Source organism: Deltaproteobacteria bacterium (assembly GCA_013151235.1).
In the GTDB taxonomy this organism is placed as follows: Bacteria; CG2-30-53-67; CG2-30-53-67; order CG2-30-53-67; family CG2-30-53-67; genus JAADIO01.
Map to the genome: position 1 here is coordinate 1 of JAADIO010000011.1, position 20,442 is coordinate 20,442.

A 20,442-nucleotide genomic window follows, 5' to 3' on the forward strand; every position below is an offset into this window, starting at 1 on the left:
CCCGAAGGGCGAAGCCGGGCGGAATATCCAAGAGGCTTTGACCATTCGGTTGAAGCCTCTCTTTTTTGTTCACACACGGGATCGCACCGACTGCATTTATCCTCGGCGTGGTTGGGTCCGTTCAGCCCTGCTCCTCCTTTTTCAATGCACCGAGCGCCCGCAGGGCCGCGGTAATCTCTGCGATGGCCTCCTCCTGTTTCAGAAGCTCTTCAATCTCCCCTGCAACCCGGTCCCGGCCCTCTTTCCGACGTTCACGCCCATGGAGGATCGCATTCCGGGTCCCTTCAATCGTCCGCTTCAGGTGCTCGTCTAATTGGGAAACAAACCGACGGAAGGTCCGGTCGATATTCTGCAGGGTCGCCCAGCGGAGGTTCTCCACATTGTGCATCAGAAGGTCCTCCACCTCGGCAAGGATCCGTTTTCGGACCTGTTTGGTAAGGACTGGACGGGGAAGTACCCAGTCGAGCATCCCCGTCGGGATGGAACTTAAACGGTTGCTCCAACGATGGGTTACCCAGTAAGGTTTTCGAACACGGTCGGGGGTCCCCTTCTCTTTCAGCGGGGTATAGGCAAGATCAAAAAGCTCGCAGGCCGTACGGTGGACCGTATCGAGGAGTTCATTCGCCCGGCCCTGGTGCAGGTTGACAAGATCACCGATCCGCTTCTCCATGTCCCGAGACAACTCGCCGAGATGTTTTTCAAAGAACAGCGGAATATTTTTCTCGATCGCCTTCTTCGCCCGTTCCTCCAGACCGGCACGGCTCGGAACATCCGACAGCTCTCTGCTGACCAGAGTATTAAAATAGCTCCGGGCCTCCTCCCGGAGGTCCCCCGACTGTTCCTCCAGAAATTCGACCACCCGTTTCCGGTCCCCGGCCAGCAGGTCCCCCGCCGTCCGGCGCATCCCCTCGGCCTCTTCCACCTGTCGGTTGAAAAGGGCAAGTTTCTCCTCCAGTACCTCGAGGGGGGTCTCAAGGGACCGCCGCCGCAAACGGACGCGCCCCCCCAGGTCGTCCAGCAAGTCCCCCGCCTTTGCAGCAATCGCCTGCCGAAGGATTGCACCCTTTTCCGTTTTCAGGAATCCGGTGAGACAGGTTTCGACCGCTTCCATTCCACTCTCCCTCCATCCCTGTTCGTCGTCGGCGGTCCGGGCCGCAAGACCGTCGCGTCCCGAAACGGGAAAGATCTCGGGAACCTCTTGTATGGAAAGTTGTTTCCGGATCACATCTTTCAGAAAGTTCGCACACCGCTTCCGCTCGTCCGAAGAGAGATAATCGATCTTGTTGAGGATAAAGAAGAGATGTTTCACATGCCCCTGAACGGCTCGGAGAAATTCCACCTCCACCTCCGTAATCGGCGGGTCGGCCGAAACAATAAAAAAGGCGGCATCACACTGGGAAAGAAAGTTGATCGTCGACTCGGTATTGTGACGAAAGGTGGAACCGATCCCGGGGGTATCAATGAGGACGACCCCATGCGAAAGGAGACCCGAGGGATGCTCCACATCCACCTGAGTGACGCCAAGACGATTCTCGGGGTTCCGCTCCTCCGTAACATGGCGTTCCAAAAGTTCAACCAGGGCATCATGGGGACAGCCGACGCACTCTTCCCGCTCCCCGTCCTCAAAGGAGACCCAAACCGACCTTTTCGGACCGTACCGGAGAAAGGTCGGGATCGCGGTCAAGGGAACGACGGCCGTCGGCAGAAGAGGCTCCCCCAGGAGGGCATTCAGGAAAGTGCTTTTCCCCCGTTTGAACTGCCCCAGCACAGCCAGATGGAACCGGTCTCCTTCGAGCCGTTCCCTGAGTTGAGCCAGGCGTTCTTCGTCAGGCAGAAAATCATCCCCCAGTTTTTCTATGAGTTCGGCGGATCGTTCAAAAAGGGTAATAAGGTCAGGGGCTGCAACAGGGGTGACGGACGGGGTTCCTTCATTGAAGGAATCCATAAAAGAACCTCCTCTCCCAGGGGGATTGCGGGAAGGAGGCAGTAAAGACCGTTGCCTTTCTGCAAACTCCCACCCTGATTCAAAACTTCCGAGCAGGAGTCATCAGTCGGGAAAATCCGACATTTTCCGGGCGGACTCCATCGCCTTCTTGAAATTTATATCGTTCAGGCAGGAATCTGTCAAGAATTATTCCGGATGGAATCCCGGGTTAACCCGGGAAGGTCCCGATTTGAACACCGGCGGACCGGCATCAAGAAGCCTTTGCCTGCAAGAGGGGGGGTGAGCAAGGCAGGACCCGCCCGCCAAGCAGATGATCCACTCGCCGCACCAGCAGGCGGATATCATAGGGCTTGTAAAGGATATCAAGGCAACCGTACTTCATAAGCCGCCTTGACGTCACCGGTTCATGGTCGGCCGTAACAAAGATGCTTGGAATCGAGAATCCATCTTTCTGAAGGCGCCGGATCAGATCGTCACCGTCAAGTTTCGGCATATGAATCTCCGAGATCAGAAGATCAAAGGGCAACCCTTCCACTTCCGCCTCGGTAATCATTGACAGGGCTTCCAAACCATCTTGCGCTTCCTGAACCTCGTAGCCCTTCATCCGCAGGGCAAAGGCGATGGTATAACGCACGGCAGGTGCATGATCGGCAACCACTATTTTTCGACTCATTTTCCCCTCCCTCCTTCGAACAGACAGAAAGATCTCACGGTTTTTCAGGATTCGTAACTGCTCAGGTTGCTTCTATTTTCCCGCAGGACAAAGCGTGAGGAGCGCGGACACCTTCGGCGTATTTTTCATACGTTGAGGATTTGAGCACCGCAACACCCCAAGATCCCTTATTCATCAGGGCCGCTGAAAGCGACAAAGATAAACTAAGGCGGGGCACGCCGAAGGCGTAACCAGTCATACGGAAAAAGAGTGGTGACCTGAGTAGTTACCAGGATTCCTCCCAGGTCCCGTTACAGACCTGGCCATGAATGAATCTTTTTTCGGGGAAACCGATATCCCGATGGAGAAACACAACCTTGCCGCAGATCCGGCAATGATAACTCTCTCCATCGTAGAGGAACCCCCCTTCGTTGTTTTCCCGGTTGAAGTAAACCGGACGGTTCCACTGCATCTTCCCGGCACCGCATTTCGGGCAATTCATCATGGCACCTCCTTCCCCTCGCCTGCATTTTTTAAGATTGAAATGAGGAAGATCTTACGAAACAAAAATATTGCAAATTGAATGCCAAAGATACGACCGGAGTCACACGGAAAAACCAATGTAAGTTCAACCGGTTAGAAAACCGTAGAAAAGGAAGGAGCTGCAAAAAAAGACAAAACTGTCACAGTCAAGACCTTTCTGCGACAATCCTGTCATCGAGAAATTTCGCGGATTACAGCGATTTGATCCGCTCCAGGTCGCTGTTCCTGCCGAGAACAACCATCATCTCACTGTCTTTGAGTACCTTTTCCGGATCGATAATCAACTCTACTTTGTTCTCGATGACATCCTTGATGGCAATAATCTGCAGACCGAATTTCCGCCGGAAGTCGAGGTCCCGGATCTTCTGTCCGACAATCTTCTTCGAGGGTGCCACCTCCTGTATACTGTACCCCTCGACGAAGGGGATATAATCGATAATATTCTTCGTGCTGATCCTTCGGGCAAGCCGGATTGCGACATCCTTCTCCGGGAAGACCACCTCCGATGCGCCGAGGGTGGAAAGGATCTTCCCATGGTCCTCTTCGTTGGCCTTGGCGATGATCTGCCGGACCCCTAACTCCTTGAGGAATAGGGTGGCCAGAATACTCGATTCCAGGGATTCACCCATGGCAATAATGACAATGTCGTCCGGGTCCAGTCCAAGGGATTTCAGGAACTCCTTGTTGGTAACGTCGGCCACCATCGCCCTGGAGGCATGGTCTTTCGCTCTCTGTACGGCATCCCGGTCCCGGTCGAGGGCCACCACATCGGCACCCGCTTCGTAAAGGGTCCTGGCCACATGACTTCCGAACATTCCCAATCCGATAACGACATATTGCTGTTTCATCTCCGCACCTTTAAAAAGTCAGGGTTGATAAACTCGTTAAAAAGCAGACGGACTTTATGACAAAGCCGTCCCGGTCAGCCTACCATAATGTTTTCTTCCGGGTAAGAAAAGAGTTCTTCCTTCCGTTCCCCGGAAATCGCCAAGGCAACGGTGATCGGGCCCACTCTTCCGACAAACATCAGGATCATCAGGATGATCTTGCCTGCCGCCGAAAGGGTCGGCGTGACTCCGGTGGACAGTCCTACCGTACCAAAAGCGGAAACGGTCTCAAAGAGATACTCTAAAAAAAGCCCGCGGCTCGCCGGATGAGGGATATCCCCCAACTCCGTAATCATCAGGGCCATCGTCCCGAGCAGGATCAACAGCAGGGAAAGAAGAATAATGGAGATGGCTCTCGCCACCGTCTCGGAAGGGACGGTCCTTCGAAAGAGGACCGTATCTTCCCGGGCCTTCCATTTTGAATGGGCCATGGCCAGAAGTACGGCAAAGGAGGTCGTCTTGATCCCGCCGCCGGTTGAACCGGGAGAGGCCCCGATAAACATGAGAATGATCGTGAAGAGGAGGGTCCCGTTTGTCAGCAGATGGTAATCGACGGTATTGAATCCGGCCGTCCGGGGTGTAATCGACTGGAAGAGGGCCATGAGCCCCTTTTCGCCGAAAGAGGCACCGGCCAGAGCATTCTTCCATTCCAGCACCAGAAACCCCGCGGCACCGGCAATGATGAGAAGACCCGTCATGACGAGGACCGTTCGGGTATGGGTGGAGATGGAGATCCTCTTCTTCTGCAGGAATTTCGCCGCCGTAAATTTCTGAAGCTCCCGCAGGACCAGGAAACCGAGACCCCCGGCAATGATCAGGACAAGGATGACGCCGTTCACCCAGGGATCGCCCCTGTAATCGACAAGGCTTCGGGAGAAGAGGGAAAATCCGGCATTGCAAAAGGCCGATACGGAATGGAAAAGGGCTTGGAAAAAGGCCTCCTTTAACGGGAAGAGGGTCCGCCACCGAAAAAAGAGGAGCGCCCATCCCACCCCTTCAAAAAGGAGGGTCATGATAAAGACGTTCTTCACCAGGGTGGAGACGGAAAGATCGGTCTTGTGGGAGAGGGTTCCCTGTACGAGTTCCCGACCTTTGAAGGTCAGCCGTCTGCCCAGGACCAAGATCACCACCGTTGAGTAGGTCATGATTCCCAAGCCCCCCATCTGGATCAGCAGAAGCAGAATCCCCTGACCGGTGGTGGAAAAACGACTCCCGGTATCGACCACGGTCAAACCCGTCACACAGACGGCGGAGGTCGCCGTAAAGAGGGCGTCGAGGAAGGAGACGGGACCGCCCGCCAGGGAAAAACGGGCGTGGAGGAACACGGCCCCGACCAGAATCGCCAGGGCAAAGCTGCCGATGAGGAGCGTATTGGGGTGCAAACGTTTGATCCGTCCGAGCATATGATTCGCCATCGGGTATCCCCTCTTTGCCGATCAGCGGAAACTCAAAATAGAAAATACTTACACCATCCGGGGAAAGGGGTCAAGGCAGAATCCGCTTTCTCTTCCTTGACAGCCATGCGGCAAACTTTTATCATGGGCTGCCTTTCAGGAGATTCCATGATCCGAATTGGAGAAATTCCTTACGCCAACTGTACCCCCCTTTTCCATTCCCTGCGAAAAACCGGGGCCGGAAAAAACCTTACCTTTGTTCAGGGAGAACCGGCAACATTGAACCGGATGCTCTTTGCAGGAGAGATCGACCTCGCCCCCTCTTCCTCCTTCGAATACGGGCTCCATCCGGACCGCTATCTCCTCATGCCGGATCTCTCCATCTCCTCCGGCCGGGAGATACAAAGTGTTCTTCTTCTCTCCACCGTTCCTATCGAAAAATTAGGAGGGAAAACATTGGAACTCTCTCCGGCCTCGGCCACCTCGAATGCACTCCTGCGGATCCTTCTTCACAAGCAATACCGTATCGATTGCCATTATCACCTCACGGAGGGGAAAGCCCATGCTGCAGCCGATGTGGCCGCCCGGCTTGATATCGGGAACTCGGCGCTCAAGGCCCATCTGCAAAAGAAGGAAGAGGGATTCGTCTATGATCTCGCCGTCCTCTGGAGGGATTTTACAGGTCTTCCCTTCGTTTTTGCCCTCTGGATGATCCGGCGGGAAATCGTCGCAACAAAGAAGGAGGAGATCATGCGTCTCGCAGGAACGCTCCGGGAAGCCCGAAAATACGCGGAAGGCCATTACCCGGAAATCGCCCGGGCGGCAAAGAGCGCCGTCGGCATCGATGCGGACGACCTTGTCCGCTACTGGCAGACCCTCTCCTACAATCTCGATGACAAAAAGATCGAGAGTCTGGAACGCTATCTCGATTACGCCTGCGAACTCGGCCTCATCCCGGAAAGCCCTTCCCTGAACTTTCTTCCCTTTTTGCCTTCCAAATGATGCGCTTGGCCGGCAGATGTGCCGTCCGCACTTCTGTGGTATCATGGGGCCACAGCAGAGAGTAACGCCGGGGTTTGTCCCCGACGTAAGTAGCATCCCGGGATATTCTTTTTGCTTGCCCCGTTTGGGGATTCTGTTATATCTTCCCGTTTCAAAATCAACCCAAAAGAAAGGTCATCAATGAATCGAGTCCCGAAAAAGATCTTTTTTACCAACGGTGTGGGCATTCACAAGGAAGAACTTCAATCCTTCGAACTGTCCCTGCGGGATGCCGGAATCGAAAAGTGCAACCTCGTCACCGTCTCCAGCATCCTTCCGCCGGGGTGCAGACGGATCTCCCGAAAGGAAGGGTTGAAACTCCTCCACCCCGGAGAGATCACCTACTGCGTCCTGGCCCGCTGTGCCTCCAATGAACCTCGCAGACTCCTGGCCGCCTCCGTGGGATGCGCCATCCCCATGGACAAGCGGATGTACGGCTACCTCAGCGAACACCACGCTTTCGGTATGACCGACAGAACCGCCGGCGATTACGCCGAGGACCTGGCGGCGGCCATGCTCGCCTCGACCCTGGGAATCGAATTCGATGAAGAAAAGAGCTGGGACGAAAAACGGGAGATCTGGAAGATCAGCGGGAAGATCGTCCGGACGAGCAACATCACCCAGTCGGCGATCGTCAAGAAGGGGTTCTACACCTCCGTCGTAGCGGCGGCGGTCTTTATCTTATAACCCCACATACCGCCGAAGGGTTTCGGCATCAAGCCAGCCGCCACGGCATTTCACGCATTGCAGAACCGCCCCCCCCTGAAAGGGAACCTTCCGGAGGGAAGCACCGCAATGCGGGCAGGCAGGAGACAATCCGATTTCTTCCGTGCCCATTTCTCCTTTGGATCCTCTCTTTTTCTCCAACCATTCCCGGTGCTTCTTCAGGAAGTAATCCTCTTCTTTCCCTTTTTCCACCTCGTCCCATTTGTCTTTCTTTTTCACGGCTCCCTCCCATGTTTCATCTTTCAGAAGAGGATAAACCTTTCCGGAAAGTGAGGTCAAGGAAGAATTCTCAGGAGTTTCCCTCTCCATTATGGTATATTGGTGTTCGATAATGAGGCGAAGAAGAGGTAGAACCAATGGGAAAGACCAAGACGCTCATAGCAAAGAGTGTCGCCACTCATTTGATCGGATTTTCCTTCATCCTGCCGGGGACTCTGCAACGGCGCGGTTTTCTTCGGGCCATGGACCGGATCTTTTCCGGGATGGCCCCTTCCTACGACCGGGCCTGGGAGAAAATGGGAACATCCGTCGTCCTTGCTCCTCTGGATCGGGCGGCAGGGGAGATCCCCAAACCACCGGCACGGATCGCCGATCTTGCCTGCGGCACGGGTCCGGCCGCTTTCCGGCTGGCCGACACTTTCCCGGAGGCCCGGATCACCGGGGCCGATATCTCCCGGGCCATGATCGAAACATTCCGGAAAAAGATCCCCCCGGCAAAAAGGGAGCGGATCTCGGCCCTTGTCTCTCCCTCCGGCCGTCTCCCCTTTGCCGACAACACCTTCGACCTCGTCCTGACCCAGAACGCGCCCCCATATCCCGAGGAGATGATCCGCGTCCTCCGTCCCGGCGGCTTCCTCTTCTTTCTCTACTCCTTCGCCTTCATCGCCCCCGTCCGGAGGATCGTTCGGCGAAGACTTGTCCCCCTCAACCTGTGCGATATCACAATCCGGCGGGCAGGAGAAGGAATGGCGGTCACGGCCGTTAAAGGAAAGAAGGGAAGGGCCTGATGGAGTCCCGAATTGAGTCGATGGCACCCGGCGGCTTTGGTATCGCCCGGATCGAAGGACGTGTCCACTTCGTCCCGGAGACCGTCACGGGGGACGTCGTTGAGATCGAAGAGGTGTCGAAGAAGCGACACCACACCTTCTCCCGCCTCGTCCGGATTCTGGAGCCCTCCCCCTCTCGCAGGAATCCCTTCTGCCCCTGGTACGGGGCGTGCGGGGGATGCGACTTCCAGCACATCACCTACCCCGAACAGCTTCGGATCAAGCAGGAGATTTTCCGCAATCAAATGCAAAGGATCGGGAAGTTTGAAGATCCGGAAACACCGGAGATCCTCGGTTCCAAGTCAAAAAGAGTCCGGATGCGATTTCAGATCGGAAACGGGGAGGTCGGGCTCTTCCGGCGCAGGACGAACCGGATCTGTGCCATGACGGAATGCGCCGTCGCAGATCCGACGATCAACAAAGCACTTCAGGTGATCCGTAAGGGGGTAAAGGAAGCACCGGGAAGATCCGCTTTGGAGGGAGAGGTCACTATCATTGCGGCCGGGGGCAAGGCCCACCTGTTCCTTGACCTTCCCTTGCAGCAGGCCATGGCCCTGAGTGAGTCGATGAGACCACCCGTCGTCGGCTGCATCCTCGGGAAAAGGGAGATGCGCCGGATCACGGGCAAGCCGTCAATCCCACTCAAAACCGGAGGCGTTCAAATCGATCTTCCCGCCGACGTCTTCGTCCAGGCAAACCGCGAGATCAACGAAGCGATCCTCCCGGAGATCCGGGCCTTCATGGAGGGAACAAATAAGGTCGTCGATCTCTACTGCGGTTGCGGCAATTTCACCTTCCCTCTCTCCCGGGCATGCGGTGAAGTCACCGGGATCGAAACATCACCGGCCGCCGTCGAATCCGCACGCAAGGCCGCCCTTCGGGCGAAGATCGGGAACCTCTCCTTTTTCTGCCGGCCCGCCGCCGAAGCAGATCTCTCAGGCACCGGCGGGATCGTCCTCGATCCGCCCCGGCCGGGACTTTCCAGCGGTCTGATCAAAAAGATACTCCGGGCCCTCCCCCGCCGGATCGCCTATCTCTCCTGTAACCCGGCGACCCAGGCCAGGGACCTGCGCCTCCTCGTCGACGGCGGATACACAATAGAATCCATCCGCCTATTCGACATGTTTCCCGAGACCCACCATATCGAGTCCCTGGCGCTGATGAGACTGAAATAATTTCCGTTCAGACACCGATCCCGATCCTGCCGTAAACTCCGTCGTAGCCCGGCTCGATCTCCACTCTTCCTTCCCGTACCCGGCCGACCGCCTCGGCCAGAAGGGATGATCCCTCCTCCGCCAGCGCGGCGAGAGAGGTCTTCGTCAGGACCGTATATTCGTCCCCAAAGACGGAGAGAAGACGCCGGTACTCCCGGTCCACCCTCTTGCTCCCGACACCGACGCAGAGAATCCCGGAGAGGATCTCCGCCAGCGGGATCAGGGACTGAAAGCCCGTCCCATCGGCAGGACCTGCCGGATGATCCCGGTCGGCCAGTTCCTCCACCCGGTGCAGGACCCCGAGAGTAAGCCTCTTTCCACAGACGGGGCAGAGTCCCTTGTGCTTTCTCGTCTCCGCCGGGGAAAGGCAGATCCCGCATTTCCGGTGTCCATCGAAATGGTACTTCCCCTCCTCCGGGAAGAACTCGACCGTCCCGCCCAGTCCCTTCTCCCAGCCTCCCCGGAGGGCCTCCCGCACGGCGGGATAGGAAAGGCCCGTCTCGAAGATTGTCGCCTCCCGCATCAGTTTCGGCAGGGAGTGGGCATCGGAGTTGGAGATCAGGCGTATTCCATCCAGCTGTGTCAGACGCCGGTTCATCGGAGGATCGGAGGAAAGCCCCGTTTCGATCGCCGGGATCTGTGATGCCGGTTCCCCGTAACATTCCTCAAGAGAGGAAAAGGAAGAAAAAGCGCCGAAGACGGAGAAGTGGGGCGTCCAGGCATGGGCCGGGATCAGGATATTTTCGGGATGGCTTTCGAGAACGATCCTGAGCAGATCCCGGGAATCGAGTCCGAGGATCGGGCGGCCGTCCGATTCGAGATTCCCGATCCGGGCCAGGGCGCGGTTGATCCGGGCAACAGAAGAAAGGTCCCGGGCCAGCAGGAGGTGATGAACCTTCCGTGTCCTTCCTTCACGGGAATAGATCGTCGATATCTCGGCGGAAAGGAGGAAACGGATCTTCCGTCGGCAGCGTTGAGGAACCTCTCCATCGTTGATGAAGGGCTTTTTCAACCGGTAGAGTCCGGGTTCCGCCGGGGCCAGTTTTTTCCTGATTTCAGCCAGCCGCACCGGATGAGTGAAATCGCCCGTCCCCAGGAGGGTCACTCCCTTGAGCTGTGCCCAAAGATGAAGGTTTTCCAGGGTCATGGCCGGGCTGGTCGAACGGGAGGCGGGGGAGTGGAGATGGAGATCGGCCAGGAATCTCACGACCCCTCCGACTCTCCGGCCGGGACCTCCGCAGGGCCGAGCAGGAATCTCTGATAATAGGCAAGGAGGAGACAAGTCATGGGGAGGGCAATGATCAGGCCGAAGATCCCCAGGAGTTTCCCCCAGATCGAAAGGGACAAAAGGATCATGGCCGGACTCAACCCGGTCACCTTTCCCATCAGCCTCGGCACGAGGATCGTATCCTGGATTAACTGGACCCCAACGAATACCAACCCCGTCAGCGCCAGGGTCACGGGGAGGCTCCCTCCCGTCTCCAGGGCATGGATCACGGCGAGGAGAAAAGCGGGAATCAGCCCGATCAGCTGGAGATAGGGGATCATGTTCAGAAGGCCGATGAAAAGGCCGAGCAGGATCCCCAACGGAAGGCCGATGAGGGTGAACCCCGTGGCAAAGAGGACCCCGACCAGGGCCGCTACGGCCGCCTGGGCCCGGAAATAACGGTTCATGGCGGCATCGAAATCATGAACGAACGCCACCACCTGTTCCCGATAACCCGGGGGGATCATCGACTTCCACCCCTCCCGGACCCTCGGAAAATCGATGAGAAGAAAGATCAGGTAGAGGAGGATCACCACCAACCCCGCCAGGCCGAGGAGAAAGCTCGCCGTCCCGGTAATGAGCCCCCAGATCCCCGGCAGGACCTTCCGGACCGTTTCGACGGCAATCTTCCAGAGATTCGCCGTATTGAAGAGGTCCTGGATCTCCTTTTGGGAAGCGTATTCCCGCACCGCCTTCCAGAGATCGGGCGGAAGCTCTTTCGATGCCCGTTCGGCAATATCGGAATTGTTCACCAAGCCGGAGAGAAGGCTCCCCATATGAGAGATCTCTTTCGTCACCATGGGGGTAAGCCATGCCGCAAGGAGTCCCGAGAAAAGGAGGATGAGAATGAGGCTTACAACCACCGCCGTACCGCGGTGAGAGATCTTCCGCTGGACCCGGACCACGAGGGGATTGATCAGGTAGGCCAGCAGGAGCGCCACGGCAAAAGGGATCAGGACATCGCTGAGAAGGCCGAGGAGGCGGATACCACCCCAGAGAAGTCCTGCGGCAAGGACGATCCGGACCACCCGGTCGAAGGTGTAGGGACTTTTGCCAAGGTTCATCGCCGGCACTCCTTTATGATTCAATAATATAACGACCTTCCAACAACTCTACCGGATCGATGAAAACCACATCGTCCCGCAGGGTCAGCCGCTCCCAACACAGCTCCTCTTGGGAAATCGATCGGGGAATTAGGGCAACGGAGAGATGAAGATGGGGAAGAAGCCCCGGCACCGGATTTCTCACTTCGGCCAGCGTCGCCATTACTTCCCCTGCCTGAAGGAAACAGCCGGGGACGACCCCCGGATAAGGCCGGGTATGGCCATAGAGAGTAAACAGCCGTACATCTTCTTCATCATACTGAACATGGTGGACAAAAATCGACCGCCCCAGGAAATCTTTTATAACAGCGACAACCTCTCCCGCTGCCGCAACGGGAATCCGGGTCCTCCCCTTCAGAGAAACAGTTTTACCACGACAGTCCCGGTAGAGGGCAAGATCGATCCCCTCATGGGGAAGTGGGCGGCATCTCCCCTCCCCCCACCATTCCTCTTCCGCACCGAATAACATGCCGGATATCAGGACCCACTCTACAAAGTCAAGATGGTTTGTCGAAATCAGTTCTTGTCCAAAACTCCTAAGCATCAGAAAGTCTTTCCGACGGGAGTTCTTCTTCATACTTTCACCACAGGATTCTTCAGTATCCCGATCTCCTCGATGGTCATCTCGATGAGATCCCCCGGCGAGAGAAAGACCGGCGGCGTCCTGGCGAATCCGACGCCGGACGGCGTCCCCGTAAGGATCACCGTTCCCGGCAGCAGCGTCGTCCCCTCGGAAAGATAGGCAATCAGTTCACGAACGGGATAGATCATGTCGGAAGTGTGGCCCTCCTGCATGGTCTTCCCATTGATGGTGCAGCGAAGGGAGAGATCCTGTGGATCGGGGATCTCGTCGGCCGTTACCAGGGCCGGTCCCAAGGGGCAGAAGGTGTCGAAGCTCTTCCCCCGAACCCACTGTCCGCCCCCGCCCTCCTTCTGCCAGATACGGGCCGAGACATCGTTACCGATGGTATAACCGAAGACATATTCAAGGGCGGAATCAACCGGAACGTCTTTCACCGCCCGGCCGATCACCACGGCTAACTCCATCTCATAATCGACCTGCGGCGGATCAAGACAGGACGACGGCAGGACGACCGGATCGCCGGGATGGACGACGCTGGCCGGATTCTTCATGAAAAGGATCGGATGAGACGGCAGCGGCAATCCGAACTCCTCGGCATGGCAATGATAGTTGAGCCCGACACAAAGGATGGCCGACGGATTGACAGGCGCGAGGAGTTTTCCGACCCGGACGGTTCTGCCGACCGAATTGAAGCCGGAAGCAAGATCCCCCGTCACTACATCGGCAACACCTTCCTCCCGGGGCAACCCGTAACAGACACAGCCCTTCTCATCAAGAAAACGGATGATTCGCATGGTACAAACTTTATGCTATCCGGCAGTGGGATGTCAACCCCAAAAGGGGTCAAGTCTGCTCTTGGCTCTTATTGAAAAAGATGCTAACTAAAAAAGCCAAGAGCAGACTTGACCCCTTTTGGGGTTGCTTTGGGTTAAGAACCTACTGTTTCCCGTAGTCCAACGTATCCGGTTTCTGATTTTCCCCGAGGACTCTCCGAAGAGTATCGCGCAGCAGCACTCTTCCGTAGGGTTTTCGGAGTACTCCCATAAAACCGTAGGCACGGTAATCGGAGAGGACAGGACTGTCGGAATAGCCGCTGGAGACGATCCCCCGCACGGAGGGATCAAGGGCACGAAGCTCCCGAATCGTTTCCTCCCCTCCCATCCCGCCTAAAACGGTCAGGTCAAGGATCACAGCATCAAACGGACGGCCTTCTTCCAGGGCTTCACGATAGATCTGCATCGCCTCCCGACCATCGGCGGCAAATTCCGCCTCGAAATGCTCATAACGAAGTAGCATCCCCGTCACAGAACGAACTCCCTCGTCATCGTCCATCACAAGGATTCTCCTCCTCCCTTCCCGAACATGAGCAAAAGATCCCGGGGCTGAAGCGGTTAATTTCGGAAATGGTTCCTCCCTGAAGGCAGGGATATAGATGGTAAAACAGCTCCCTTTTCCAAGCTCCGATTCAACGGTAATCGTTCCACCGTGTTTCGCTATAATGGAATAGCTGATCACCAAACCCAACCCCATTCCTTTCCTGGATCCTTTCGGCTTGGTCGAGAAGTAGGGATCAAAAATCATGGGCAGATCCTTGCGGGAGATTCCGGGTCCTTCGTCACGAACGGTGACGCGAACATAATCGCCCCCGGGAAGGGGAGAAACATCATTTTCTTTAAGGAAAACATTCTCTCCTTCAACATACACATCTCCCCCCTTCGGCATTGCCTCGCAGGCGTTCTGAATAAGATTTCTGATGGCCTGACCCACTTGGTGGGGGTCGACGAAGACGGGGGCAAGCCCCTCGGAGAATCGGTAGCGCCCCCGAACCGGTCCGTCCTCAAGGACCGAGGAACAGGCCTCGGTCAGGAACATCGGCAGGGAGACTTCCTCCTTGACGGGAGCACCGCCGGCGGAAAAGGTGAGAAATCGGTCGGCAAGATCCTTGATCTGGTAGGCGGCCCCTTCGGCATATTTGAGCAGATCATTGACCTCCGCCCCGGCGGGAAGGAGGGTGCGGACAAAAGAAAGATTACCGATGATCGGGGTCAGTAGATTATTAATATCATGGGCAATTCCTCCGGCGAGGTGCCCGAGCGACTCGAGATTCCTGCACTTCAGCGTTTCCGCCTCCATCCTCTTCCGGAGTGTAAGATCTTTGGCAACATAAACGGAGGCGGACATTTCTCCTCCCGACCCCCGGATCGGAGAGGAGGTTACCAGGAGCGGGAGACCCATGTGGCTGTTTTCCAACTCGGCGGTGACCGTCTCCCCTCGCTCCAGCATCTCTTTGTGAGGGCAACCTTCAAAAGGCTCCGACAACCCGTGATAGATCTCGTAACAGTATCGGCCGACGATTTCCTCCGGCCTTTCACCCAGAAAATCGGCCAGCGCCTTGTTCACCCGGACGATACGACAGGACGGGTCCTGTATCGAGACAAAATCAGGAATCGCATCAAAGGTTTCCCGCCACTCCGAGGCAGCGCGTTCCAGATCGGTTTCCATCTCCTTTCGTTCCGTTATATCCCGGAAACTTTCAAGAATTCCGAGGAATCTCCCAACCTCGTCATGGAGAGGAGAAGCGATCAACTCGCAGATACGTTCTCTACCATCTTCCCGAAGATGGCGATGTTCCATCCGAACCGGCCCCCCCTCTTCCCGGACTGATTTGATCGGACACGGGCCATCCACCCCGACACAGCAATCTTTCGAACCATGAAGAACCGAGTGACAGTAATCACCTTCACGCCCGGCACCTGTAAAGATTCGGGCGGCCCGGTTCATCATTCGGACCCGATGATCGGAGCCGATCATCAGGACCGGTTCGTCAAGACCGTCAAGGATGGTCCGGAGTGGAATTCCCTCCATTTCAAGAATTCTCCTTCCATGGTATCTGTTTGAAAAGTAACGAAGATTCCAGATCTTCGCAAGACTTGGTCAACAAACAACTCTTAACGGGTATTTATCAGCCAAGGGACTCTTTTCTGAGATTGCTTTTTTAATTGAGATGAAATTATGAATCAGTTAAGATGATCCAGTTTATTCACTTTATTGGTTTTTCCTTGGAGCAAAAATGATTATCGGAATCGTCGGCCTTCCCAACTGCGGCAAGACCACCCTCTTCAACGCGCTGACGAAGGGAGAGGCCGAGACCGCTCCCTATCACCAGGCCGGTGCGGAGGCCAATATCGGGATCGTCAAGGTTCCGGATGCCCGGGTCGACCGGCTGAGCGAAATTTTCAAGCCGAAGAAGACGACCCATGCCACGGTAGAATTCGTCGATCTTCCGGGGCTCCCCCGGGGAAGCGTGGCCGAAGGAACAAAGGTTACCGACTTTCTGAAGCGGGCCCGGGAGGTAGACGCCCTGGTTCATGTGGTCCGGGCCTTTGAAGACGACACCGTCCCCCATCCGGCGGGCTCGGTCGATCCCCTCCGGGACGTGGAAGATCTTGAGGTGGAGCTGATCCTGAGTGACCTGGCCATTATCGAAAAGCGGTTGGAGCGGGTAGAGGCGGCCCTGAAAAAAGGGGTGGAAAAGGGCAAACACGAAAAGGAGAAGGCGATCCTCGACCGCTTTCGTACGGCACTGGAGGAGGAAAAACCGCTCCGAAATATCGTCATCGAAGAGGCGGAGGAAAAACTGATCCGGGGCTACCGCTTCCTGACTCTTCAGCCCCTCATTATCGTACTCAACGTCGGGGAGGGGGAGATCGGATCGGAAAAGGCCGATCTTCTTGCAAAGGATGTAGCCTCCCGCTTTCCAGGTGAAAAGAGCCGGGTCGAACTTCTTTCCGCAAAGATCGAGATGGAGATGGGGCAGCTTCCCGCCGACGAGGCAACTCTCTTTATGGAGGACCTGGGTTTGACCGAGTCGGCGATGGAGCGGCTGATCCATACCTGTTACGATCTTTTAGGACGGATCTCCTTCCTCACCGCCGGGGAGGATGAGGTCCGGGCCTGGACAATCCCCAAAGAAACCCCGGCCGTTCAGGCCGCCGGTGCGATCCACTCCGACATCGAGCGGGGTTTCATCAAGGCGGAGGCGATCACATTCAACGACTTCATCGCCGTCGGTTCCTTTGCCAAGGCTCGGGAGGCAGGGACGCTCCGTCTCGAGGGGAGGGACTACATCGTCCGGGACGGAGAGATCGTCCATTTCAAGTTCAATGTATAAATCGGAACCGAGGAGACTATGACCGACAAATCAGAGAACATTCGCTGGAACCTGACGAGACTCTACGCCTCACCGACCGACCCCGCCATTGATCGCGATATGGAAGAAGCGAAAAAGGGGGTCCGCTCTTTCCGGGAGAGCTACCACGGCAAAATCGCCGCCGAGGGATTTACCTCGCAGGAACTGCTCGACTCGGTACAACAGATCGAGGCGATCCAGGAACAGGCACTGAAACCCTACGGGTACGCCCAGCTCCTCTTCGCCGCCGACACGGAGACCGCCGTTCATAAAGAGCTGGTCCAGAAGTGCCGGGAGTTCTTCGCCGCCCTCAGAAACGAGATTCTCTTTTTCGAACTGGAGATCATCGCCATCCCCAATGACCGCTTCGAAAAATTGGTGGGGGGTGATCTCCTGTCGGAATACCGGCACTACCTCCGCCATCTCCGGATTTTCAAGCCCTACACCCTTTCCGAGAAGGAAGAGCAAGTGATCAACCTGAAGGACGTCACCGGCAAGGAGGCCTTCTCGCAGCTCTTTGAGGAGTTGACTGCCTCCTTCCGCTACCGCCTGAACCTCGAAGGAGAAGAGCGGGAGTACACCGGCGAGGAGCTTCTGTCCATGCTCCACCGTCCCGAGGCCGAACTTCGGGAGCAGGCCTTTACCGCCTTTCTCGAACGGCACGGGGAAAACAGCCTGGTTCTCTCGTCGGTCTTCAATAACATCTTCCTCGATCACGGCGGGGAGTGCAATCTCCGGGGTTACGACTCCCCCATCACGGCCACGCACCTCACAAATGAGTTGAGTGACGAGACCATCGAATCGATGATGTCGGTCACTGAAGAGAATTACCCCCTGGCCCGGGAATATTTCCGTCTGAAGGCCGAACTGTTGGGAATAAAAAAACTGAAAAACTGCGATGTCTATGCGCCGGTGGCCGAGGTCAACCGGAACTATACCTTTCCCGAAGCCCGGGAGATGGTCCTTGCGGCCTTTGAGACCTTCGATCCTCAGATGAAACGGATCGCCAAGGGATTTTTCGACGAGGCCCGCATCGATTCCGCCATACGCCCGGGGAAGACGGGCGGCGCCTTCTGCGCCGGGCTGACCCCGACGCTCCCCCCCTATGTCCTGCTGAACTTTACCGGGAATCTCCGGGACGTGGCGACCCTGGCCCACGAATTAGGACACGGGATCCATTTCACCCTCGCCGGGAGACAGCGGCTGATGAATTACGACGCCGTTCTCCCCATGGCCGAGACGGCCTCCGTCTTCGGTGAGATGCTCCTGACGAAACGGCTCCTCTCACAGGAAAAAGACCCGGCGGTCCGAACGGCCATTCTCTGTGCGAGGATCGAGGACATTATCGCCACCACCTTCCGCCAGAATGTCCTCACCCGTTTCGAACAGAAGACCCACGACAAACGGAGCGAGAAGCTCCTCAGTCCCGAGGAATTCTGCGATTTCTGGTGGGAGGAAAACGGCCGTCTCTTCGGCGATACCGTGGAGATGATCCCCGCCTACCGATGGGGATGGAGCTACATCAGCCACTTCATCCACGCCCGTTTCTACTGCTATAGCTACGTCTTCGGCGAACTGCTCGTCCTCTCCCTCTACAGAAAATACCAGGAAGAGGGAACGGCCTTCGTCCCCCGCTATCTCGACCTCCTCGCCTCCGGAGGCTCCGACAGCCCGCCGAACCTGCTGGCAAAAATCGGGATCGATGTGAACGACCGGGCCTTCTGGAAGATGGGTTACGATCTCGTCCGGGACCTGCTGGAGGAATTAAAAACAACCCTCCGGGACCGGTAGAGGAGACCGAACCGGCCCACCGGGAGATGCCATGTCGCGGCTTTTAATCGACGGCTACAACCTGCTCCATACCTCCCCCTCCGGTACGCAGAAACGAGAGGAAACGGAGGTCCTGCTGGAAAAACTCCGCCGCTACAAACGGTACCGAGGGCACCGTATCACCGTGGTCTTCGACGGCTACGAGGGGGGGATGCCGCTGGAAGGGAAAGAACGAATCAAGGGAATCACCGTCATCTACTCGAAGTTGGGGGAGAAGGCCGACCAGGTCATTATGCGGATCGCCCGGGAATGGGGCGGCTCCTGCGTGGTGGTCACCTCCGACCGGGAGGTCGCCGATGACGTGGAACGCTCCGGCGCCGCGGTGATCGGCTCTCCCGATTTCATGGAGCGACTGGAGATGGTGGAATATCTTACCCTGAAGGGAGGAGCGGAGGCAGAGGAACAAGAGGGGGGAAGACTCAATACGCGAAAGAAGGGAAATCCCCGCCGCCGGTCGAAGCGGGAGCGGGCGAAGGCACGCAGGCTGAAAAAACTATGACATCGGCAGACCCCCGCAAGGAAGGAGAAAAAAGTACCGTGCCGCAGGAGATAACCTTCCGTATCCCTCCGGAGGGGAAGGGACAGCGAATCGACCTCTTCCTCTCTCGATTCGAGCCAACGGCGGAACTCTCCCGCTCCCGGATCCAGGAACTGATCGGAAGCGGGCATATCCTCGTAAACGGGTCCCCCGTGAAGAGCCATGCAAGACTCGCGGGCGGCGAGACCATCCACGTTACCTTGCCGGAACCCCGGCCCCTTGATCTCCTTCCCGAAGCGATCCCCCTCGAGATCCTGTATGAAGACGCCGACCTGATCGTCCTGGACAAACCGGCAGGAATGGTCGTCCACCCCGCACCCGGAAACCCCTGCGGAACCCTGGTCAACGCCCTGCTCCATCACTGCAGCGATCTCTCCGGAATCGGGGGCGTGGAACGGCCGGGGATTGTCCATCGTCTCGACCGAGAAACCTCGGGAATTATGGTGGTTGCCAAAAACGATCCGACCCACCGGAATCTTTCGGCCCAGCTCAAGAACCGGCAGGTGAAGAAGATCTATCTCGCTATCGTCCGGGGGAATGTCCGGAGTGACTCCGGGAAGATTGAGGAACCGATCGGCCGCCACGACCATCACCGGAAGAAGATGACCGTTCATCCATCGCATGGACGAACGGCGCTGACCCTCTACCGGGTGGAGAAACGTTTCGACGGATTCACCCTCCTTTCGCTCCGTCTTAAAACCGGCCGGACCCACCAGATCCGGGTCCACCTCTCCCATCTCCACTATCCCATCGTCGGTGATTCCGTTTACGGCGGGAAAAATGCCGGAAGAGTCCGCATGGGGAACCTGGAGATCGCCGTCTCCCGGCAGATGCTTCATGCCCATATACTCGGGTTTACCCACCCCACGACGGGAGAATACCGGGAATTCGCCGCACCAATCCCGCCGGACATGGAGGAGATTCTTCTCTTTCTCCGGCAGGGAACGATTTGACCTTGACACCTCCCCCGCTCCTATTATATATTTCATCAAAATTTTTTTCGTGAAGGAGCAGGACAGATGAATGTGATTTTAAGAGAAAATGTGGACAACCTTGGCAAGATCGGCGATATGGTCAAGGTAAAACCCGGTTATGCCAGGAATTATCTGATTCCATCCAAAAAGGCCATTGAAGCCACGGTCCGGAACGTCAAACAGTTGGAACACCAGAAAAAAATGGTACAGGACCGGGTTTACAAAAACCTCAAGGACGCCGAAGTGGTCGCAAAACGGATTGAGGCGCTCTCTGTGACCCTCTCGCAGCGGGTGGGCGAAAACGACCGTCTCTTCGGCTCGGTCACCTCGATGAATATCGCCGCCGCCCTGCAGGAAGAAGGGCTTGAGATCGACAAGAGGCAGATTCAGTTAGAGGAACAGATCAAACAGCTGGGTGTTTACACGGTCCCCATTAAACTGCATTCCGAGGTCACCGCCAATCTGAAAGTCTGGGTTGTGGAAGAGAAGTGATCTGAAACACCTTCGTCA

At 56.6% G+C, this 20,442-nt stretch carries 20 protein-coding genes; 9 read left to right on the forward strand and 11 right to left on the reverse strand.

Going from position 1 to position 20,442, the window contains the following annotated elements; genetic code table 11:
- Nucleotides 1–121 precede the first annotated feature (121 nt).
- The 5 genes from GXP58_02255 to GXP58_02275 form a co-directional block, all read right to left on the reverse strand.
- Nucleotides 122–1,945, reverse strand: a complete 1,824-nt coding sequence (locus GXP58_02255; GenBank protein NOY52423.1) for a Dynamin family protein — start codon at nucleotides 1,943–1,945, stop codon at nucleotides 122–124.
- A gap of 250 nt (nucleotides 1,946–2,195) precedes the next feature.
- Nucleotides 2,196–2,618 (reverse strand): response regulator, encoded by a 423-nt coding sequence (locus GXP58_02260; GenBank protein NOY52424.1) that lies wholly within the window; start codon nucleotides 2,616–2,618, stop codon nucleotides 2,196–2,198.
- Between the two features lie 265 nt (nucleotides 2,619–2,883).
- Nucleotides 2,884–3,102, reverse strand: a complete 219-nt coding sequence (locus tag GXP58_02265) for a hypothetical protein (GenBank protein ID NOY52425.1) — start codon at nucleotides 3,100–3,102, stop codon at nucleotides 2,884–2,886.
- 229 nt (nucleotides 3,103–3,331) lie between these two features.
- On the reverse strand, nucleotides 3,332–3,988 hold the full coding sequence (locus GXP58_02270; protein ID NOY52426.1) for a TrkA family potassium uptake protein: 657 nt from the start codon (nucleotides 3,986–3,988) through the stop codon (nucleotides 3,332–3,334).
- Nucleotides 3,989–4,062: 74 nt separating this feature from the next.
- Nucleotides 4,063–5,442, reverse strand: a complete 1,380-nt coding sequence (locus GXP58_02275; GenBank protein ID NOY52427.1) for a hypothetical protein — start codon at nucleotides 5,440–5,442, stop codon at nucleotides 4,063–4,065.
- Between the two features lie 147 nt (nucleotides 5,443–5,589).
- Between GXP58_02275 and GXP58_02280 the strand changes: the two genes are divergently transcribed.
- Entirely contained in the window at nucleotides 5,590–6,423 is an 834-nt protein-coding gene (locus GXP58_02280) for a menaquinone biosynthesis protein (protein ID NOY52428.1), read from the forward strand.
- 180 nt (nucleotides 6,424–6,603) lie between these two features.
- Nucleotides 6,604–7,149, forward strand: coding sequence for an arginine decarboxylase, pyruvoyl-dependent (locus tag GXP58_02285; GenBank protein NOY52429.1), 546 nt, complete (start codon nucleotides 6,604–6,606; stop codon nucleotides 7,147–7,149).
- Here GXP58_02285 and GXP58_02290 read toward each other — a convergent pair.
- Complete coding sequence (locus GXP58_02290) at nucleotides 7,144–7,407, reverse strand: zf-TFIIB domain-containing protein (GenBank protein NOY52430.1); 264 nt, start codon at nucleotides 7,405–7,407, stop codon at nucleotides 7,144–7,146. The two genes, GXP58_02285 and GXP58_02290, sit on opposite strands and share 6 nt — an antisense overlap.
- Nucleotides 7,408–7,544: 137 nt before the next feature.
- On the opposite strand from GXP58_02290, the gene GXP58_02295 reads away from it, so the two are divergent.
- Nucleotides 7,545–8,195 (forward strand): methyltransferase domain-containing protein, encoded by a 651-nt coding sequence (locus tag GXP58_02295; GenBank protein NOY52431.1) that lies wholly within the window; start codon nucleotides 7,545–7,547, stop codon nucleotides 8,193–8,195.
- Entirely contained in the window at nucleotides 8,195–9,409 is a 1,215-nt protein-coding gene (locus tag GXP58_02300; protein NOY52432.1) for a class I SAM-dependent RNA methyltransferase, read from the forward strand. Before GXP58_02295 ends, GXP58_02300 begins: the two co-directional genes overlap by 1 nt.
- A gap of 7 nt (nucleotides 9,410–9,416) precedes the next feature.
- On the opposite strand, the gene GXP58_02305 is transcribed toward GXP58_02300, so the two are convergent.
- From GXP58_02305 to GXP58_02325, 5 genes are all read right to left on the reverse strand, one after another.
- Nucleotides 9,417–10,655 (reverse strand): DNA helicase UvrD, encoded by a 1,239-nt coding sequence (locus GXP58_02305; protein NOY52433.1) that lies wholly within the window; start codon nucleotides 10,653–10,655, stop codon nucleotides 9,417–9,419.
- On the reverse strand, nucleotides 10,652–11,779 hold the full coding sequence (locus GXP58_02310; protein NOY52434.1) for an AI-2E family transporter: 1,128 nt from the start codon (nucleotides 11,777–11,779) through the stop codon (nucleotides 10,652–10,654). The genes GXP58_02305 and GXP58_02310 overlap by 4 nt, the downstream gene beginning before the upstream one ends.
- Before the next feature lie 13 nt (nucleotides 11,780–11,792).
- Complete coding sequence (locus GXP58_02315) at nucleotides 11,793–12,395, reverse strand: hypothetical protein (GenBank protein ID NOY52435.1); 603 nt, start codon at nucleotides 12,393–12,395, stop codon at nucleotides 11,793–11,795.
- Nucleotides 12,392–13,195: a fumarylacetoacetate hydrolase family protein gene (locus tag GXP58_02320; protein ID NOY52436.1), complete on the reverse strand. Its 804-nt coding sequence runs from the start codon at nucleotides 13,193–13,195 to the stop codon at nucleotides 12,392–12,394. Before GXP58_02320 ends, GXP58_02315 begins: the two co-directional genes overlap by 4 nt.
- Before the next feature lie 142 nt (nucleotides 13,196–13,337).
- On the reverse strand, nucleotides 13,338–15,266 hold the full coding sequence (locus GXP58_02325; protein NOY52437.1) for a PAS domain-containing protein: 1,929 nt from the start codon (nucleotides 15,264–15,266) through the stop codon (nucleotides 13,338–13,340).
- 205 nt (nucleotides 15,267–15,471) lie between these two features.
- Between GXP58_02325 and ychF the strand changes: the two genes are divergently transcribed.
- The 5 genes from ychF (at nucleotide 15,472) to GXP58_02350 (ending at nucleotide 20,424) form a co-directional block, all read left to right on the forward strand.
- Nucleotides 15,472–16,572 (forward strand): redox-regulated ATPase YchF, encoded by a 1,101-nt coding sequence (gene ychF / locus GXP58_02330; protein NOY52438.1) that lies wholly within the window; start codon nucleotides 15,472–15,474, stop codon nucleotides 16,570–16,572.
- A gap of 18 nt (nucleotides 16,573–16,590) precedes the next feature.
- Entirely contained in the window at nucleotides 16,591–18,381 is a 1,791-nt protein-coding gene (locus tag GXP58_02335) for a M3 family oligoendopeptidase (protein NOY52439.1), read from the forward strand.
- 31 nt (nucleotides 18,382–18,412) lie between these two features.
- Nucleotides 18,413–18,919, forward strand: coding sequence for an NYN domain-containing protein (locus tag GXP58_02340; GenBank protein NOY52440.1), 507 nt, complete (start codon nucleotides 18,413–18,415; stop codon nucleotides 18,917–18,919).
- Complete coding sequence (locus GXP58_02345) at nucleotides 18,916–19,911, forward strand: RluA family pseudouridine synthase (GenBank protein ID NOY52441.1); 996 nt, start codon at nucleotides 18,916–18,918, stop codon at nucleotides 19,909–19,911. The genes GXP58_02340 and GXP58_02345 overlap by 4 nt, the downstream gene beginning before the upstream one ends.
- 66 nt (nucleotides 19,912–19,977) lie before the next feature.
- A complete protein-coding gene (locus tag GXP58_02350) occupies nucleotides 19,978–20,424 on the forward strand; it encodes a 50S ribosomal protein L9 (GenBank protein ID NOY52442.1) in 447 nt (148 codons plus the stop codon).
- Nucleotides 20,425–20,442: the final 18 nt, after the last annotated feature.

Bases quoted from the DNA above. Each gene is read 5' to 3' on its own strand.
- GXP58_02255 (NOY52423.1), bottom strand. From the start codon at position 1,945: ATGGATTCCTTCAATGAAGGAACCCCGTCCGTCACCCCTGTTGCAGCC.
- GXP58_02260 (NOY52424.1), bottom strand. From the start codon at position 2,618: ATGAGTCGAAAAATAGTGGTTGCCGATCATGCACCTGCCGTGCGTTAT.
- GXP58_02265 (NOY52425.1), bottom strand. From the start codon at position 3,102: ATGATGAATTGCCCGAAATGCGGTGCCGGGAAGATGCAGTGGAACCGT.
- GXP58_02270 (NOY52426.1), bottom strand. From the start codon at position 3,988: ATGAAACAGCAATATGTCGTTATCGGATTGGGAATGTTCGGAAGTCAT.
- GXP58_02275 (NOY52427.1), bottom strand. From the start codon at position 5,442: ATGGCGAATCATATGCTCGGACGGATCAAACGTTTGCACCCCAATACG.
- GXP58_02280 (NOY52428.1), top strand. From the start codon at position 5,590: ATGATCCGAATTGGAGAAATTCCTTACGCCAACTGTACCCCCCTTTTC.
- GXP58_02285 (NOY52429.1), top strand. From the start codon at position 6,604: ATGAATCGAGTCCCGAAAAAGATCTTTTTTACCAACGGTGTGGGCATT.
- GXP58_02295 (NOY52431.1), top strand. From the start codon at position 7,545: ATGGGAAAGACCAAGACGCTCATAGCAAAGAGTGTCGCCACTCATTTG.
- GXP58_02300 (NOY52432.1), top strand. From the start codon at position 8,195: ATGGAGTCCCGAATTGAGTCGATGGCACCCGGCGGCTTTGGTATCGCC.
- GXP58_02310 (NOY52434.1), bottom strand. From the start codon at position 11,779: ATGAACCTTGGCAAAAGTCCCTACACCTTCGACCGGGTGGTCCGGATC.
- GXP58_02315 (NOY52435.1), bottom strand. From the start codon at position 12,395: ATGAAGAAGAACTCCCGTCGGAAAGACTTTCTGATGCTTAGGAGTTTT.
- GXP58_02320 (NOY52436.1), bottom strand. From the start codon at position 13,195: ATGCGAATCATCCGTTTTCTTGATGAGAAGGGCTGTGTCTGTTACGGG.
- GXP58_02325 (NOY52437.1), bottom strand. From the start codon at position 15,266: ATGGAGGGAATTCCACTCCGGACCATCCTTGACGGTCTTGACGAACCG.
- ychF (NOY52438.1), top strand. From the start codon at position 15,472: ATGATTATCGGAATCGTCGGCCTTCCCAACTGCGGCAAGACCACCCTC.
- GXP58_02335 (NOY52439.1), top strand. From the start codon at position 16,591: ATGACCGACAAATCAGAGAACATTCGCTGGAACCTGACGAGACTCTAC.
- GXP58_02340 (NOY52440.1), top strand. From the start codon at position 18,413: ATGTCGCGGCTTTTAATCGACGGCTACAACCTGCTCCATACCTCCCCC.
- GXP58_02345 (NOY52441.1), top strand. From the start codon at position 18,916: ATGACATCGGCAGACCCCCGCAAGGAAGGAGAAAAAAGTACCGTGCCG.
- GXP58_02350 (NOY52442.1), top strand. From the start codon at position 19,978: ATGAATGTGATTTTAAGAGAAAATGTGGACAACCTTGGCAAGATCGGC.